At 53.0% G+C, this 17,148-nt stretch carries 16 protein-coding genes and 1 other RNA gene; 7 read left to right on the top strand and 10 right to left on the bottom strand.

All coding sequences use genetic code 11. From position 1 onward, the window contains the following. Positions 1-110 precede the first annotated feature (110 nt). Both map and EJE49_RS09055 read left to right on the top strand, forming a co-directional pair. On the top strand, positions 111-917 hold the full coding sequence (map, locus tag EJE49_RS09050) for a type I methionyl aminopeptidase (RefSeq protein ID WP_124950125.1): 807 nt from the start codon (positions 111-113) through the stop codon (positions 915-917). Continuing rightward, positions 917-3,487 (top strand): [protein-PII] uridylyltransferase, encoded by a 2,571-nt coding sequence (locus EJE49_RS09055; RefSeq protein WP_124950126.1) that lies wholly within the window; start codon positions 917-919, stop codon positions 3,485-3,487. Before map ends, EJE49_RS09055 begins: the two co-directional genes overlap by 1 nt. Here EJE49_RS09055 and galU read toward each other — a convergent pair. The 8 genes from galU to EJE49_RS09095 form a co-directional block, all read right to left on the bottom strand. Next, entirely contained in the window at positions 3,484-4,353 is an 870-nt protein-coding gene (galU, locus tag EJE49_RS09060; protein WP_124950127.1) for a UTP--glucose-1-phosphate uridylyltransferase GalU, read from the bottom strand. The two genes, EJE49_RS09055 and galU, sit on opposite strands and share 4 nt — an antisense overlap. Beyond that, entirely contained in the window at positions 4,337-6,379 is a 2,043-nt protein-coding gene (gene ligA / locus EJE49_RS09065) for an NAD-dependent DNA ligase LigA (RefSeq protein WP_124950128.1), read from the bottom strand. Before ligA ends, galU begins: the two co-directional genes overlap by 17 nt. 3 nt (positions 6,380-6,382) lie before the next feature. Continuing rightward, positions 6,383-7,510, bottom strand: a complete 1,128-nt coding sequence (locus tag EJE49_RS09070) for a cell division protein ZipA (protein WP_124950129.1) — start codon at positions 7,508-7,510, stop codon at positions 6,383-6,385. After that, positions 7,507-7,851: a cell division protein FtsB gene (gene ftsB, locus EJE49_RS09075; protein ID WP_124950130.1), complete on the bottom strand. Its 345-nt coding sequence runs from the start codon at positions 7,849-7,851 to the stop codon at positions 7,507-7,509. Before ftsB ends, EJE49_RS09070 begins: the two co-directional genes overlap by 4 nt. Positions 7,852-7,877: 26 nt before the next feature. Further along, positions 7,878-9,161, bottom strand: a complete 1,284-nt coding sequence (gene eno / locus EJE49_RS09080) for a phosphopyruvate hydratase (protein WP_124950131.1) — start codon at positions 9,159-9,161, stop codon at positions 7,878-7,880. 42 nt (positions 9,162-9,203) lie between these two features. After that, positions 9,204-10,043, bottom strand: a complete 840-nt coding sequence (gene kdsA, locus EJE49_RS09085; protein ID WP_124950132.1) for a 3-deoxy-8-phosphooctulonate synthase — start codon at positions 10,041-10,043, stop codon at positions 9,204-9,206. Continuing rightward, on the bottom strand, positions 10,040-11,671 hold the full coding sequence (gene pyrG / locus EJE49_RS09090) for a CTP synthase (protein WP_124950133.1): 1,632 nt from the start codon (positions 11,669-11,671) through the stop codon (positions 10,040-10,042). Before pyrG ends, kdsA begins: the two co-directional genes overlap by 4 nt. Positions 11,672-11,757: 86 nt before the next feature. After that, positions 11,758-12,291 (bottom strand): CNP1-like family protein, encoded by a 534-nt coding sequence (locus EJE49_RS09095; RefSeq protein ID WP_124950134.1) that lies wholly within the window; start codon positions 12,289-12,291, stop codon positions 11,758-11,760. A gap of 73 nt (positions 12,292-12,364) precedes the next feature. Between EJE49_RS09095 and ffs the strand changes: the two genes are divergently transcribed. The 5 genes from ffs to EJE49_RS09120 all read left to right on the top strand — a co-directional run bounded on the left by ffs (position 12,365) and on the right by EJE49_RS09120 (position 16,530). Beyond that, positions 12,365-12,463, top strand: an RNA gene (gene ffs, locus EJE49_RS09100) — signal recognition particle sRNA small type. 83 nt (positions 12,464-12,546) lie between these two features. Next, positions 12,547-13,281, top strand: coding sequence for a bifunctional demethylmenaquinone methyltransferase/2-methoxy-6-polyprenyl-1,4-benzoquinol methylase UbiE (gene ubiE / locus EJE49_RS09105; protein WP_124950135.1), 735 nt, complete (start codon positions 12,547-12,549; stop codon positions 13,279-13,281). Next, positions 13,281-13,877 carry a ubiquinone biosynthesis accessory factor UbiJ gene (locus EJE49_RS09110; RefSeq protein ID WP_124950136.1) on the top strand — a complete coding sequence of 199 codons (597 nt, stop codon included), beginning with the start codon at positions 13,281-13,283 and terminating at the stop codon, positions 13,875-13,877. The genes ubiE and EJE49_RS09110 overlap by 1 nt, the downstream gene beginning before the upstream one ends. After that, positions 13,878-15,404, top strand: a complete 1,527-nt coding sequence (gene ubiB, locus EJE49_RS09115; protein ID WP_124950137.1) for a ubiquinone biosynthesis regulatory protein kinase UbiB — start codon at positions 13,878-13,880, stop codon at positions 15,402-15,404. A gap of 220 nt (positions 15,405-15,624) precedes the next feature. Continuing rightward, a complete protein-coding gene (locus tag EJE49_RS09120) occupies positions 15,625-16,530 on the top strand; it encodes a DMT family transporter (RefSeq protein ID WP_124950138.1) in 906 nt (301 codons plus the stop codon). Between the two features lie 54 nt (positions 16,531-16,584). Here the strand turns inward: EJE49_RS09120 and EJE49_RS09125 are convergent, their stop codons facing one another. Further along, a complete protein-coding gene (locus EJE49_RS09125) occupies positions 16,585-16,866 on the bottom strand; it encodes a type II toxin-antitoxin system RelE family toxin (protein ID WP_124950139.1) in 282 nt (93 codons plus the stop codon). Continuing rightward, complete coding sequence (locus EJE49_RS09130; RefSeq protein WP_124950140.1) at positions 16,856-17,104, bottom strand: type II toxin-antitoxin system Phd/YefM family antitoxin; 249 nt, start codon at positions 17,102-17,104, stop codon at positions 16,856-16,858. The genes EJE49_RS09125 and EJE49_RS09130 overlap by 11 nt, the downstream gene beginning before the upstream one ends. Between the last annotated feature and the right edge of the window lie 44 nt (positions 17,105-17,148).

Below are 17,148 nucleotides of genomic sequence, written 5' to 3' on the forward strand. Positions count from 1 at the left end.
ACCACTCAAATGACAAGTTACCTTTGCTTTTACACAGCAAAACGAACAAAATTGACCATTCGCCTGTCATACACTATCCTTAGCCATCTAATTTTTAATATATATCCGTCATGTCAGTCAGTATCAAATCCCCAGCAGATATAGAAAAAATGCGCATAGCCGGCCGGCTCGCTTCCGAAGTGCTTGATTACATCACGCCATTTGTTAAACCCGGCGTTACCACCGGCGAGCTGGACAAGCTGTGCCATGATTACATGGTCGATGTGCAGCACACTATTCCGGCGCCGCTCAACTACGCCCCACCAGGTCACGAACCTTACCCGCGCTCGATTTGCACTTCCATTAATCAGCAAATATGCCATGGCGTGCCTGGCGACAAACAGCTCAAGAATGGTGACATCGTCAATATCGACGTCACCGTGATTAAAGATGGCTGGCATGGAGATACCAGCCGCATGTTTTATGTCGGCGAAGTTGCACCTCACGCCAAACGCCTGTGCGAAATCACCTATCAGGCCATGTGGCACGGTATTAAAATGGTGCGCCCCGGCGTGCTGCTCGGCGATATCGGTCACGCCATACAGAAATTTTCCGAAGCTCAAGGCTACAGTGTAGTACGGGAGTTTTGTGGCCACGGCATTGGACAGAACTTCCATGAAGAGCCGCAAGTGCTGCATTATGGCCGTGCCGGCACGGGTCTGAAACTGGCCGCAGGCATGACTTTTACCATAGAACCCATGATCAACGCTGGACGTCGCGACATTCGCCAGCTTAGCGATGGTTGGACCATAGTCACCAAGGATCGCAGTCTGTCAGCGCAGTGGGAACACACTATACTGGTCACCGATACCGGATTTGAAGTCATGACCGTTTCTGCCGGCACCCCGCCAGTACCGGACTTCGTAGCAAGCAAATAATGGTTGCCGTCGCGTCCGCCACACGTGCCGAACAATGGCGCATGCAGCTACGCGATGGGCGCAGCACCATCAAGCAGGCTTTCCTGTCTGGCACTTCAATTCGCACCATCCTTACCCGCAATCGGCAATTAGTTGATGGCGTGCTTAGCGAAGTATGGCAATCTCTTGATCTGCCCATTAGCGCTGCACTGGTTGCAGTGGGTGGCTACGGCCGCAACGAACTGTTCCCCCACTCGGATGTGGATCTGCTGATTTTACTGGATCATCCGGCGCTCCCTGAGGAACAGGTTGCCATTGAACAAATAGTCAGCTTATTCTGGGACATTGGCCTGGAAGTCGGCCCCAGCGTACGCACCCTGGATGAATGCCTGGAAGAATCCGAACGTGACCTCACCATACTCACCAACCTGCTGGAATCGCGTTTTCTGTGCGGCAATCAATCTCTCTACCAGCTATTCCAGCAACGCTTTACCCAGCAACTGGACACCCGCGCTTTCTTTGAAGGCAAACTGCTGGAACAGGATCAGCGCCATGCGCGCTTTAACGATAGCGCCTACCAGTTGGAACCCAATATCAAGGAAAGCCCCGGCGGACTGCGCGACCTGCATAATCTGCGCTGGCTGACCCAGGCTGCGGGTATCGGCGCTAACTGGCACGACCTGGTACTGGCCGGTTTACTCAGCAGCAGCGAATTACGCCAGATCCAGACCCTGGAACGATTTCTATTCGACCTCCGGGCACGCCTGCATTACCTTGCCGGACGGCGTGAAGACCGCCTGTTATTTGATTACCAGCAAAGCCTGGCCGAGCAATATCAAATTCGCGCCACCACAACGCGTCGCGCCAGCGAAATACTGATGCAGCGCTATTACCGTAGCGTCAAGATCGTCGCACAAATGCGGGATATTTTGCTTCCCAGCTTGCGCGCGCGCATCTTCGGCAATAACCAGCTACCGGTTATTGCGCTCAACCCGCGCTTTCAGATACGCGATAATTTACTCAAAGTCATCGACGACAACCTGTTCGAACGCCAGCCAGACGCCATATTCGAAAGCTTTATCCTGCTGCAGCAGCATCCTGAATTAACCGGCATGAGCGCATCCACGCTACGCGCACTATGGCGCGCACGGCACCGCATCAATGCCGAATTCCGCCGCGACCCGGTGAATCAGACCCAGTTCATGCAAATCCTGCGTGCGCCGCAAACCATCACCCGCACCCTGCGCAACATGAACCACTACGGCATACTGGGGCGTTACATCCCGGCATTTGGCCGTATCGTCGGGCAGATGCAACACGATCTGTATCACATCTACACTGTAGATGAGCATATCCTTACTGTACTGCGCAATTTGCGCCGCCTCACCATCCCTGAGCTGGCCCATGAACACCCGCTGGCCAGCCGCCTTATCAGTGGTTTTGCGCACCCGGAATTACTTTATCTGGCCGCATTATTTCACGACATTGCCAAAGGGCGTGGTGGTGATCACTCTACGCTGGGCATGGTCGATGCCCGCCGCTTTTGCCGGCAGCACGGACTGTCTAAATCGGATACCGAACTGGTCGTGTGGCTGGTAGGCGAACACCTGAGCTTTTCTGCAACTGCGCAAAAACAGGATTTATCCGACCCGGATGTGATCACCCGCTTTACCCAGCGCATCCCGGATGAGCGCCATCTCATTGCGCTCTATCTGCTTACTACCTGCGACATACGTGGCACCAGTCCCAGCGTGTGGAATGCCTGGAAAGCTAAATTACTGGAAGATTTATTTTACGCCAGTCGTCGCCGACTGAGTGGCGAGACCAATCTGCATAGCGGTATCGACAAAACCAAAACAGAAGCTTCGCGTTTATTGCGGTTATACGGGCTGTCTCCACACACGGAAGATGCGCTGTGGGTCAACCTGGCTGATAGTTATTTTCTGCGCCATGAACCACAGGAAATCGCCTGGCACAGCCGTCACCTCTGGCATCGCGTCAGCTCGCCTTTGGCAGTAGTGCGTGCCCGTCTGAGCCCTATTGGTGAAGGTGTGCAAGTGTTGATTTATGCGCCGGACGAACCTACTTTATTCGCGCAGATATGCGCCTTCTTCGAAGCTATAAACTACACCATTGTCGATGCGCGCATACACACTACGCGTAACAATTATGCACTCGACAGTTTTCTCATTCTCGACAAGCATCAACGTGAGATTGCCTATCGGGATTTCCTGAGTTACATCGAGCACGAACTGGCGCTGTTGCTCAATACCCATGCCCAGCTTAAAACAGCTACCCGCGGCAGGGTCAGTCGCCACCTGAAACATTTTCCGATTAATGCAGAAGTCAGCCTACGCCCGGATGAAAATGGCAAACTCTACACGCTGAACCTGGTCGCCGGCGACAGACCCGGACTGCTATTCGCTATCGCCCAGATTCTGTACCAGCATAACATCAGCCTGTACGCTGCCAAAATCAGCACCCTGGGTGAGCGCGCAGAAGACACCTTCATGATCCAAGGCGAGGCGCTTAACCAGCCTCACGCCCGCTTGCAACTCGAAACGGATTTATTAAAAGTGCTAAACCTTTAATCGCAGCGCGCATCCAGATAAGCACGGAATTCATCCGCCACTTCCGGATGTTTCAGCGCATGCTCGACAGTCGCTTTGAGGTAGCCAATCTTGCTGCCACAGTCATAACGTACACCATCGAATGCATAGGCCAGCACTTGCTGCTCTTTCAGCAGCTCGGCGATACCGTCAGTCAACTGCAATTCGCCTCCCGCGCCAAACGGGATGGTTTCGAGGTGATGAAAAATACGCGGCGTCAATATATAGCGCCCCACCACACCCAGCGTTGACGGTGCAACTTCCGGCTTTGGCTTCTCTACGATTGCATCCACTTTACTCAATTTTTCAGAGATCGGTTGCGCCGCAACGATACCGTAAGAACCGGTTTCTTCACGCGCCACTTCCTGCACCCCTAAAATCGAGCACTGGTAGTAGCTATACAATTCGGTCATTTGCTTCATCGCCGGGGTAGTCGCATCAATCAGGTCATCGGCGAGGATCACGGCAAATGGCTCATTATTCACTACCGGTTTGGCTTTCAACACTGCATGCCCCAGACCCAGCGCCTCGGCCTGGCGAATATAGACACAGGTCACGTGGGGAGGAATGATGCCACGTACCAGATCCAGCAACTTCTGTTTACCACGCTCTTCCAGCTCGGCTTCCAGTTCGTAAGCTTTATCAAAATGGTCAGGAATGGCACGCTTGCTGCGGCCTGTGATGAAAATCAGATCGGTAATGCCTGCCGCAATCGCTTCTTCAACCGCGTACTGTATCAATGGTTTATCGACGATAGGCAACATTTCTTTTGGCATGGCTTTGGTCGCTGGCAAAAACCGCGTCCCCATACCCGCAACCGGAAAAACCGCTTTAGTAACCTTGACCATCTTCTTCTCCCTGATTTTCATTGATTAAACTGAGAAATTCCGCCTCATCCAATATGGTAATACCCAATTCTTGCGCCTTGATGAATTTACTGCCAGGCTCTGCCCCAGCCAGCACAAAATCCGTTTTTTTCGAAACGCTACCCGAAGCTTTGCCGCCCATCGCCTCTATCTTCGCCTTCGCTTCATCGCGGCTCATCGTTGGCAATGTGCCTGTAATCACAAACACCTTACCAGAAATTGCGCTATTTTGTATGACAGGTGGCGCACTTTCATCCCAGCACACCCCTGCTGCCCGCAACATCTCGATGACAGTCAGATTATGTGGCTCGGCAAAAAACTGAACAATAGATTTTGCCACCACCTCACCCACTTCCGGCACTTGCTGCAACTGCAGCTCATCTGCTGCCATCATTGCTTCCAGCGTGCCGTAGTAACGCGCCAGATCCTTTGCAGTCTGTTCACCAACATGGCGGATACCCAGCGCATAAATAAATCGCGCCAGTGTCGTGCGTTTGCTGTGCTCTATGGCTGCCAGCAGGTTGCGGGCAGATTTCTCCGCCATCCGTTCCAGATTAACCAGACTGAGCAAGCCCAGCCGGTATAAATCCGCCGGGCTATGCACCAGATTTTCATCCACCAGTTGCTCAACCAGTTTCTCACCCAAGCCATCGATATCCATCGCGCGACGGCTGGCAAAATGCCATAACGCCTGTTTACGCTGTGCAGGGCAAAACAGCCCGCCCGTACAACGCGCAATGGCCTCATCCGGCAAACGCACTATGTGCGAGCCACATACCGGACAGGTAGTGGGCATGACAAATTCACGTGCATCCGATGGGCGCCGTGACATTACCACCGACACGATTTCCGGAATTACATCGCCCGCACGTCGCACATTGACCCAATCGCCGATCAGCACCCCTTTGCGACGGATTTCATCTTCATTGTGCAAGGTGGCATTGGTCACGGTTACACCACCCACGGAGACTGGAGCTAACCGCGCCACAGGTGTAATTGCACCGGTACGCCCTACCTGCACGTCGATATCCAGTAACTGGGTCGTTGCTTCCTGAGCAGGAAATTTGTGGGCGATGGCGAAACGGGGTGCGCGTGCGACATAACCAATCTGCTGCTGCATTGCCAGATCATTAACTTTGTAAACCACGCCATCAATATCAAACGCCAGGCTATCGCGCTGTGCGCCAATACGCTGATAGTAGGCCAACAAACCTTCCACCCCTTGCACCACAGCTCGTTCATGCGCCACCGGTATCCGCCACGCCATCAGCAGATCCATCACCTCACCATGCGTGGACGGCAATACTACACCCTCACATTGACCAACACCGTAGGCAAAAAAATGCAATCCGCGCGTTGCAGTAATACGTGGGTCCAACTGCCGTAACGAACCTGCTGCCGCATTACGCGGATTAGCAAACTCTTTCAGTCCTTGTTCACGCTGATATGCATTCAATGCGGCAAAGTCGGCTTTCAGCATCAACACCTCACCGCGAATCTCTATGCGTTGAGGTGGATTTGGCGTTGCCAGCAGCAACGGTATTGCCCGAATCGTGCGCAGGTTAGCTGTCACATCCTCGCCAACATAGCCATCACCGCGGGTTGCCCCCATGACAAACTGACCGCGCTCGTACACCAAGCTGATCGCCAGGCCATCAAATTTCGGCTCTACCGCATAGTCGACCTGCGACAGCTCGCTGGCTTCGCGCACACGGCGGTCGAACGCCACCACTTCATCCTCACTGAACGCATTGTTGAGAGACAGCATCGGGGTGGTATGGGTGATCTGGGTAAATTCAGTAAGTGCTGCACCGCCAACGCGTTGACTGGGTGAGCTGGGGATGATTAATTCGGGATATTGCTGTTCCAGCGACTGCAATTCCCGGAACAGGCGATCATATTCCGCATCGCTTATTTCCGGTGCATCAAGTACATAATAGCGATAATTATGATACTCCAGCTGTTCGCGCAAAGCGCTGATACGATTTTTTATCTCGGCCGACACCATTGCTTAATTAAACAATCGTAAGGCGCGCCGACCACCCGCGGGTATATCGTGGGCTTCCATGGCCTGATAGATATGCACTAATTGTGTTTGAATTTTCTCCACACCGGCAGGGGATAATGGGCGAATATTATCATCCACCAACTTGCCACCCAGCGCATTCGCCAGTTGCTGGCCAAATTGCGCCAGTTCCGCAAACGCTGCCAAGCCATTATCCACACGCGGCACTTCGAACAACAGCGTTACCCCATGCGTTTGCACACTGTTCATCTGATCAGCAGAGAATGGCGTATCTTCATGGTTGCACAATGCATAAACAATCTCGCCACGTTCACTCCGCCGCTGGTACACACCGGCATTATCCAGCGTCATGCCAGCAGCCTCAGCCAATTCAGCAATTTGCGCGCCATTAAAGGTGGCGCCATCCAGACTGACCACATTCAAACCGATCAATACGTCCACATCCACACAGAACTGATCGAGCTTTGCCGCCTTGACCAGTATGGGCGCAATATCATGCCAGCTGGCGATACCATTAAAACGGCTCGCCAGCTGCTGGGCTTCATGGGTGAGATTAAACAGCTGATTTTCTGTAACCGGACCGGCTCGATCAGCCAGTTGCACCACAATTGCGACATCTGTGAATGCCTGCTCACGCCATGGACTAATTTCGACCCAGCTCCCCTGCTTGTCCACATAACCCCACCATCGCACCGGTTTTCCGGTATCACGCTGGCTATCTATCAGGGTAGCGAATGCAGCACTAGGAATAGCATCAACCACTTGTATAGTAATCGCGTATTCGAGCAGAGGATCTACAGGTGGCGCTGGTAACTCGGCTTCTTCCTCAGTTTTCACGGCAACTCGCGGTTCCTCCTGAGCAACAATGGGTACTTCAACCGGAGCCACCACAGGCGCAACTGGCTCATGTTCAATTTCCACTTCCATTGAACTGACTACGGGATCAACTCGCTCAGCGACAGGAGGATTGGGTTGCAGTAACACATCATCCTGCTGGCCAAACAGCGCTATCGACTGTTTGCGATATTTGCGTTCCTGGAACCAGTTGTAAAAAAATATCGCGCCAATTACCACAACGGCAAGGACGATCAGGCTGATTTGCAATGAATTCATCTTGGCATTCCGTGACTGGCAGGAGGTTCAGCGGTAGGTATTGCAGGCGGCATAACGGCTGTTGGCGGCGGGGCATCCAGCACCTGAAAAAACACTTCGTTTTTTCGTATCATACCCAGCTCGGTACGGGCGCGTTCTTCGATCGCGCCCAGACCTTGTTTCAAGTCACGCACTTCAGCATCCATTGCAGCATTACGCGTAGTTAACTTGGCATTAACCTGCTGCTGCTGGATGACCTGCTGCTGGGTATCCCAGACTTTGAGCCAGCTACCCTTACCCAGCCAAAGCGGATACTGTAGCAGCAGCAACAAGCCCAGCAATATGCCTGTCAGCCAACGCATCGCGCTCTAGCCTTTAGTAGAGGTCATTAACCTATTGAGTAAAACGCTGCACGACCTGGGTAACGCGCAGAAGCGCCTAACTCTTCTTCGATACGCAGTAATTGATTGTATTTTGCCATGCGATCCGAGCGGGACAACGAACCGGTTTTGATTTGCAGTGCATTGGTAGCAACTGCCAGATCAGCAATGGTGGTGTCTTCGGTTTCACCGGAACGATGTGAAATCACCGAAGTGTAGCCAGCACGCTTGGCGGTCTCAATCGCATCAAATGTCTCAGACAAAGTTCCGATCTGATTAACTTTGATCAGTATCGAATTGCAGATACCACGACTGATACCCTCAGTGAGGATCTTGGAATTGGTAACGAACAAGTCATCGCCAACCAGCTGAATAGACTGCTTCAAGCGCGCAGTCAATACCGCCCAGCCTGCCCAGTCAGCTTCTGCCATACCATCTTCAATACTGATGATAGGGTACTTATCGCACCATGCAGCCAGATAGTCAGTGAACTGTTCCGCAGTTAATGCCAGACCTTCCGACTCAATCTGATATTTACCATCACGATAAAACTCGCTCGCAGCGCAGTCCACGCCAATAGCAATATCCTGTCCAGGCACAAACCCGGCTTTTTCGATCGCTTGCACAACAAGCTTCAATGCCGCTTCGTTGGACTCCAGATTAGGGGCAAAACCGCCTTCATCACCCACCGTAGTCGCCATACCCAGACCATCCAGCAGTTTTTTCAGCGCATGGAATACTTCGGCACCATAACGCAAAGCCTCGCGGAAACTAGGTGCGCCCAGCGGAATAATCATGAATTCCTGCATGTCGATGTTGTTGTTGGCATGCGCGCCGCCGTTGATGATGTTCATCATCGGCACTGGCAGGTTCATCGGACCGGCACCGCCCAGGTAACGGTACAACGGCAGACCGGATTCTTCAGCCGCAGCACGCGCAACCGCCATCGACACGGCCAGAATCGCATTGGCGCCCAGACGTGATTTACTTTCAGTACCGTCCAGCTCGATCATGGTCTGATCGATGAAATGCTGATCTTCGGCATCCAGACCAATAATCGCTTCGCAAATTTCGGTATTAACGAACTCTACCGCTTTTAATACGCCCTTACCCAGATAACGGGAAGCATCACCGTCACGCAACTCAATCGCCTCGCGGCTACCGGTCGAAGCACCGGATGGAACTGCCGCACGCCCGAGTACGCCGGACTCCAGCAACACATCGGCCTCAACGGTAGGGTTACCGCGTGAATCCAGAATTTCACGGGCAATGACATCAACAATAACGCTCATTTGTTTCCTCTCAATTTATCCGCTAACCGGGACAACTCCAGGTTAGATAGTATGTTCAATAAATCCACGCTGTTTTACCAACGCATCAACTTCTTTCAATGTGTACAACAATTCTTTCATGCGTCCCAAAGGCCACGCATTAGGGCCATCCGATAATGCACAGGCCGGATCCGGATGGGTCTCGGCAAATACACCGGCCACACCGGCCGCCACTGCTGCGCGCGCCAGCACAGGCACAAATTCACGTTGCCCGCCGGAAACATTACCCTGACCGCCCGGCAACTGCACTGAGTGGGTTGCATCAAATACGACTGGACAACCCGTATCTCGCATCACCATCAGCGAACGCATATCCGATACCAGATTGTTATAGCCGAACGACACGCCACGTTCGCACACCATGATGTTGTCCTGCCCGCCATTCGCGGTTTTGGCTTTATCCACCACGTTCTTCATATCCCACGGCGCCAGAAACTGACCCTTCTTGATATTCACCGGCTTACCGGCACAGGCAACTGCGTGGATAAAATCCGTTTGCCGGCACAGGAACGCAGGCGTCTGCAGCACATCGACAACGGCAGCCACTTCGGCAATTTCATCGATGCTGTGCACGTCAGTCAGTATCGACACGCCGATAGCCTGTTTAACATCAGCCAGAATCTGCAACCCGGCATCGCGTCCAGGGCCACGGTAAGAAGTACCGGAGCTGCGATTAGCCTTGTCATAGGATGATTTATAAATAAATGGAATACCTAGCTCAGCACAGATTTCCTTGAGCTGGCCCGCAGTATCCATCGCCATCTGCCGCGATTCAACCACGCACGGGCCGGCAATCAGAAACAAAGGCTGATCCAGACCTACTTCAAATCCGCATAATTTCATGCCTGCTCTCCTTGATGCTGCACAGCAGCAGAAACGAATGCCTTGAACAGCGGATGCCCATCACGCGGCGTAGACGTAAACTCAGGATGGAACTGACATGCCATGAACCACGGATGATCAGGCAACTCTATCATCTCGCATAAGCCATCCGTAGCAGAATGCCCGCTCACCTTCAGTCCGGCCTGCTCCAGTTTCGGCAATAACCCGCCATTCACCTCATAGCGGTGACGGTGGCGCTCAACAACCACATCCGCGCCATAAACCTGACGTGCCAGCGAGCCGGCTTCCAGTTCGCACGCCTGACCACCCAGACGCATGGTGCCTCCCAGATTGGATTCCTCGGAACGCGTTTCAACTTGCCCGGCCGCATCTTTCCATTCAGAAATCAATGCGACTATCGGATGCGTAGTCGCTGGCTCAAACTCGGTACTATGCGCATCAGCCATGCCCGCACGATGGCGCGCAAACTCGATCACCGCCAGTTGCATACCCAGGCAGATGCCCAGATATGGCACTTTATTTTCGCGTGCATATTGAATTGCAAGAATTTTCCCTTCCACACCGCGCTTGCCAAAGCCACCCGGCACCAGAATCGCGTGCATACCTGCCAGCGCGCCCACACCGTCCTGCTCCAGCAGTTCGGAGTCGATGTAGTGAATATTAATTTTGGTATGGGTATGAATACCGGCATGGATCAATGCTTCAGACAGGGATTTGTAGGACTCGGTCAGCCCCACATACTTGCCAACCATGGCAATATCCACTTCGTGCTGAGGATGCTCCAGCGATTCGACCAGACCGTTCCACATGCTCAAATCGGCAGGCGGTGGATTGATGCCGAATTTACGGCAGACAATCTCATCCATACCTTGCTCACGCAGCATTTCCGGTATTTTGTAAATACTGTCGACGTCATGCACGGAGACCACGGCATTCGCTTCCAGATTGGTGAACAGCGCGATCTTGCGGCGCTCTTCATCCGGCAGCGGCCGATCGCCACGGCACAGCACTACATCTGGCTGTATACCGATTTCACGCAACTCTTTTACCGAGTGCTGGGTAGGTTTGGTTTTGACCTCACCCGCCTTGCCCAGATATGGCACCAGCGTAAGGTGGATATAGCAGGTATTGTTGCGACCTTCCTGCAATCCCATCTGGCGGATGGCTTCCAGGAACGGCAACGATTCAATATCGCCTACCGTACCGCCAACCTCGACAATGGCAATTTCCGCACCGGCAGCGCCGTCGCGGATATGCTGCTTGATTTCATCGGTAATATGCGGGATAACTTGCACCGTACCGCCCAAATAGTCACCGCGACGCTCTTTCTTGATCACGGATTCATAAATCTGACCGGTAGTGAAGTTGTTGCGCTTGGACATTTTGGCGTGAGTAAACCGCTCATAATGACCAAGATCAAGATCGGTTTCAGCACCGTCTTCAGTAACGAAGACCTCACCATGCTGAAACGGACTCATGGTCCCGGGATCAACGTTAATATACGGATCCAGTTTCATCATGGTGACTTGCATACCGCGAGATTCAAGGATCGCGGCGAGAGATGCGGCGGCGATTCCCTTGCCCAGGGAAGACACCACACCGCCAGTAACAAAGATATAACGAGTCATGTTGAATTTACAGCGCAGGTAATGCTGAATTTTAGCCTAAACCGCGCACAGCCACAATTACCAGCAACAAAATTTCAGCATATCCATCACCAACCCGCTTTAATATTGCGCAAAGCTTCTGCCGGATTCGCCACGATCAAGCCCACTGGACAAAAATAATCATCTGCCAGAGCACGATGATATGACAGCAATGAACGCCCGGAAATGCCTTGCCACTGCGCATCACGCGCACGCATCCACGTACCATCATCACGTCCGAGTGCATAAATCTTGCGTTCGCGGGTCTCACACCGCATGCCTTCAAAACTGACATTCTTCGCGCCACCACGGGTCGTGATCACCAGCGCATAACGCACCACACCGTCTTTACCCACATCCAGCGTAGTTTTATCGATGGCATACTCATTACCCGCAATGCCGCTCACATAAAACGGCACCAGATTTTCATTCTTGGGAAACGCGGGTAAATGCGCCTGAAATTCCTTCCAGCTTTTATCACCATCCTCAACCGCATTGTTTATCTGGCTATCGTTGTCTTCAAACAGGTTGCCAGTCGCCGCATGACTCAATGCGGAAAACCCCAGACACATAATCAATGCAGACTGCAAAAAAATCTTCATTTCGCTCGATCCATTTGTAAATAGTGCACTATACCGCTTTGCCTGTCAGAGTGACTAGCGTAGAATACACAGCGGCGGGTCTCCCCGCATTGCAAGGCGGTGAACCTGGTCAGGTCCGGAAGGAAGCAGCCACAGCTGTTTATTGCAAGTGCCGGGGGTTAGGCTCGCCACTCCCCCCACAATACCAGACCAAAGTTTTTATTTCTGCGCGGTCTCGGTTATGATTCACGATATTCTCTCTTGAACTGCCTGCACATGGATAACAGCACACACTTTGGTTTCAAAACCGTAGCCGAATCGGAAAAAGCCGGTAAGGTCGCCGAGGTATTCCATTCAGTAGCCCAACGTTACGATGTAATGAATGACCTCATGTCGATGGGCCTGCACCGCTTGTGGAAGCGCTTCACCATTGAAACGTCAGGCGTTCGTCCCGGCAATCGCGTACTGGATGTCGCTGGTGGTACCGCTGATTTAACCCGGTTATTCCTGAAAAAAGTCGGCCCGACTGGCCAGGTCTGGCTGACTGACATCAACAGCTCCATGCTCACTGTTGGTCGTGATCGCATGCTGGATGAAGGCCAGGCCATACCTGTCGCGCAGTGCGACGGTGAAAAACTGCCGTTCCCTGATAATTATTTCGATTGCGTCAGCGTCGCATTCGGCCTGCGCAACATGACCCATAAAGACGCTGCGCTGCGCGACATGTATCGCGTGTTGCGTCCGGGCGGTCGCTTGCTGGTACTGGAATTCTCCAAGATATGGAAACCGCTGGCACCGGTTTACGATGCCTACTCGTTCAAACTGCTGCCGATCATGGGCAAACTGATCGCCAAAGACGCCGAGAGTTACCAATATCTTGCCGAATCCATCCGCATGCACCCTGATCAGGAAACGCTCAAGACCATGATGAGCGATGCCGGGTTTGCCAAGGTCACTTACTACAACCTCAGCGGCGGCGTAGTCGCCCTGCACAAAGGCTATAAATACTGATGCTGTCCCAGCTCAATGGCTATGTCATCGTTGCAGCACTCAATCATTTGCTCAATGGTGCACCGTGGGCCCGCCAAAGATTGATGGGCCATACCGGCAAAAGTCTGGCCATTAATCTGTTTCCTCTGCAAGTCGCATTTGCCATCGATAGCGATGGCCGCCTGCAGCAAATTAGCGACGACGAAACCGATGCCCAGATGCAGCTTGGTCCATTGCTCGCCGCCCGCATTGCACTGGGTGACCATGCCGCAACCCATGACATTATCATCACTGGCGATACCCAGCTCGCTGCCGATTTCGGCAATACCTTACTGACCCTGGACTGGGATGCCGAAGCCGACCTGGCCCGCTTCATCGGTGATCGCGCCGCACATCAGTTAGTACAGATAGCCCGCAGCCTGATTACCTGGCAACGCAACAACCTCGCTGACAGTGCTGCCATGCTCACTGAATATGCACACGAAGAAACACCGCTACTCGCCAAACGCAAACAGCTCAATGAGTTCATCGCCGAGGTCGACAAGCTGCGCGATGACAGCGCACGCCTGAGCAAGCGCATTGACCTCCTCACCCAACGACTGAACCCCACACTCTAAATGCGTATTTTCCGGCTGTTAACTATTGTATGGGTATCTGCACGCTTCGGGCTGGATGAATTTTTTCTCGGGCATGAACGGGTACGTGGCTTGCGCCGGCTGGTCCGCTTCACTCTGTTCTGGCGCGACCTGTCCGAACCACGTGCGGTACGTTTGCGCCGCGCTCTGGAAACATTGGGCCCGATTTTCGTCAAATTCGGGCAAATGCTCTCTACCCGACGTGACCTGATGCCGCTGGACATCGCTGACGAACTCGCCCGCCTGCAAGATCGTGTACCGCCGTTTGCAGCTGCAGAAGTACGCGCCACACTGGAATCCATCTACGGCAAATCACTGGAACAGGTGTTTACCCAGTTTGACGCCGAGCCTATCGCCAGCGCCTCGATGGCACAAGTACACTTTGCCATCCTGCGCGACGGTACCGAAGCCGCTGTTAAAGTGCTGCGTCCCGGCATCGCCAAAGTCATCGATCACGACATGGGTTTGCTCGAAGCGGCCGCCATCCTCATTGAAAAGCTGTTCGCTGACGGCAAACGCCTGCACCCGCGCGAAGTCGTCGGCGAATTCAGGAAGACCCTGACCGACGAGCTCGACCTGATGCGCGAAGCCGCCAACTGTTCGCAATTACGCCGCAACTTTGAACACTCCACCCTGCTCATCGTGCCGGAAGTGTATTGGGATTATTGCGAGTCTGGCGTAATGGTGATGGAGCGCATGAAAGGCGTGCCTATCAGCCAGTTCGATCAGCTTGTCGCCATGGGCGTCGACATCCCCAGACTCGCCCAGAACGGCGTTGAAATTTTCTTCACCCAGGTATTCCGGGACGCATTTTTTCATGCGGACATGCATCCGGGTAACATCCAGGTCAACGCGCAAGGCCAATACATTGCGCTGGATTTCGGCATCATGGGCACCCTCACCGAAGTCGACAAAAACTACCTCGCGCAGAACTTCCTCGCCTTCTTCCAGCGCGATTACCGCGCGGTCGCCCAAGCTCACGTCGATGCCGGATGGACACCATCAGACACCCGCGTGGATGAATTTGAAGCTGCCATCCGCGCCGTATGCGAACCCATCTTCGACCGACCGCTGAAAGAAATTTCCTTCGGAAAAGTGTTGTTACGCCTGTTCCAGACCTCACGTCGTTTCAATATGGAAATTCAGCCGCAACTGGTGTTGCTGCAAAAAACCCTGCTGAATATCGAAGGCTTGGGCCGTCAACTCGACCCTGAACTGGATTTGTGGAAAACCGGTAAACCCTTCCTGGAACGCTGGATGAACGAACAGTTCGGCTGGCGCGGGGCACTGCGTAACATCCGCCATGAGGCACCGCGCTGGGCAACCCTGCTGCCGCAAATCCCTCGCTTGGCCCACGCCTATCTGGCACAGGACCAAGCAGCCACGATACGCGCCCAGACTGAGCAGTTATTGCGACATCAGCGCAACACGCAACGCCTGCTCATACTGATAGTCTTGCTATTAACAGGCGGCATTGCATTAGCTGCATACGCACTTTTCAAGCCATAATCCAAAATGATTGCCGCACAAGTTGACAACATCCCCGCATCAACTTACGATTCAGCCATGAACGTCCTGCACACAATTCTAAAGTTTGCCATGCTGTGGCTGTGGTCAAAAATCACCGCGACAGTTATTTCTATTTAATTTACCCAAAAAGAAAGAAGTAGCTGCGGATAAACCGTGCAGCCTGCTTCACGCCATTGTCCCCAGTTACCCCCAAAGGATCATGGCCCATACTCGACACCACTCCCAATTCAGCCTAGGCGTCACCCTTGCCATCTTTGCCGCAGTCGGCTTCTCGGCCAAGGCGATTTTCGTCAAACTCGCCTATCTGGTCGCCCCTATCGACGCCATCACCCTGCTGGCATTACGCATGGCATTTGCCGTCCCGGTGTTCATTGCCGTAGCCATCTGGAGTTCACGCCAGCAGCATGCCAAGCCACTGGACAGACATGACTATTTGTTGATTATCGGATTGGGGTTCATCGGCTATTATGTATCCAGCCTGCTCGATTTCATGGGCTTGCAGTATCTGAGTGCGGGGCTGGAGCGACTGATCCTGTTCCTCTACCCGACCATGACCGTATTACTCTCGGCTGCGCTGTTCAAGCAGCCTATCCTGCGCAAACATGTTATTGCACTGGTTATCAGTTACGCAGGGATCGGTCTGGTGTTTGCACATGATCTGGGCCATCAATCCGCCAATATGCTGCTCGGTGCCAGCCTGGTATTTGCCAGTACGCTGAGCTATTCGGTATATCTGGTGGGTGCAGGTCATGCCATTAACAGGATAGGCACGATACGCTTTACCACACTGGCGATGATCGTTGCCAGCACCATGACCCTCAGCCACTTTGCCGCTACGCATGACTTAGGCGCCTTACAACTGCCCACGCGGGTTTATGTACTGGCTGCAGCCATGGCCATGTTCTCCACGGTATTGCCGGTATTCATGCTGTCTGCAGCCATCCGCCTGATCAATCCCGGACGCACTGCGCTGATAGGCTCGGCAGGCCCTATCGCCACTATTTTTATGGCTTACCTGTTCCTCGGCGAAAACATTGGCGGCTTGCAAATTGCGGGGTCGGTGCTGGTGTTGTGCGGGGTGCTGCTTATTAGCTGGAGAAAATAAAAACAACTCGGTGTTTGCCCGATGGACCAATCACGACCACACCCATCACGGCCATTAACGCTTTGCTGCGACTTTATAAACTGCATTACGCTCGCGTTTACCGATAGCGACTACCAACACGACCAAGTCATTGTCACGCACTTCATACACCAGACGATAACCCGCGGCTCTCAGTTTGATTTTGAAGCGATTTGGATGCCCGGATAACTGAGAGGCAAGTATGCGAGGGGCAGATAAAAGTGCCTGCAGTTTCTTTTTGAATTGCAAGCGTACATTGTTATCCAGCTTTCCCCATTCCCGCCATGCCTCCTCCTTGAATTTGAGCTTATAACTCATCAGGATTAACTTCAATTTCGGCCTGATGAGCGCGTGCATCCGCCAAAGCATTTAACTCCAAATCTTCCAGCTTATCCATTAATGCCTCATAAGCTTTCGCAGGCACGCAATAAAATGCCGGTTCATTATGATTAAGAATTGCGACCGGGAAGCCATCTCCAGCCGCAATCGTACCCATAGGATTTTTCTTCAACTCAGACACGCTCGCAGTTGTATCAGCCAAAATGACATGTGCCATGACATTCTCCAGAACTATTTAAAGTGCTAATTATAGCACTTTAA

This window comes from Sulfuriferula thiophila, assembly GCF_003864975.1.
Classification (GTDB): Bacteria; Pseudomonadota; Gammaproteobacteria; order Burkholderiales; family Sulfuriferulaceae; genus Sulfuriferula; species Sulfuriferula thiophila.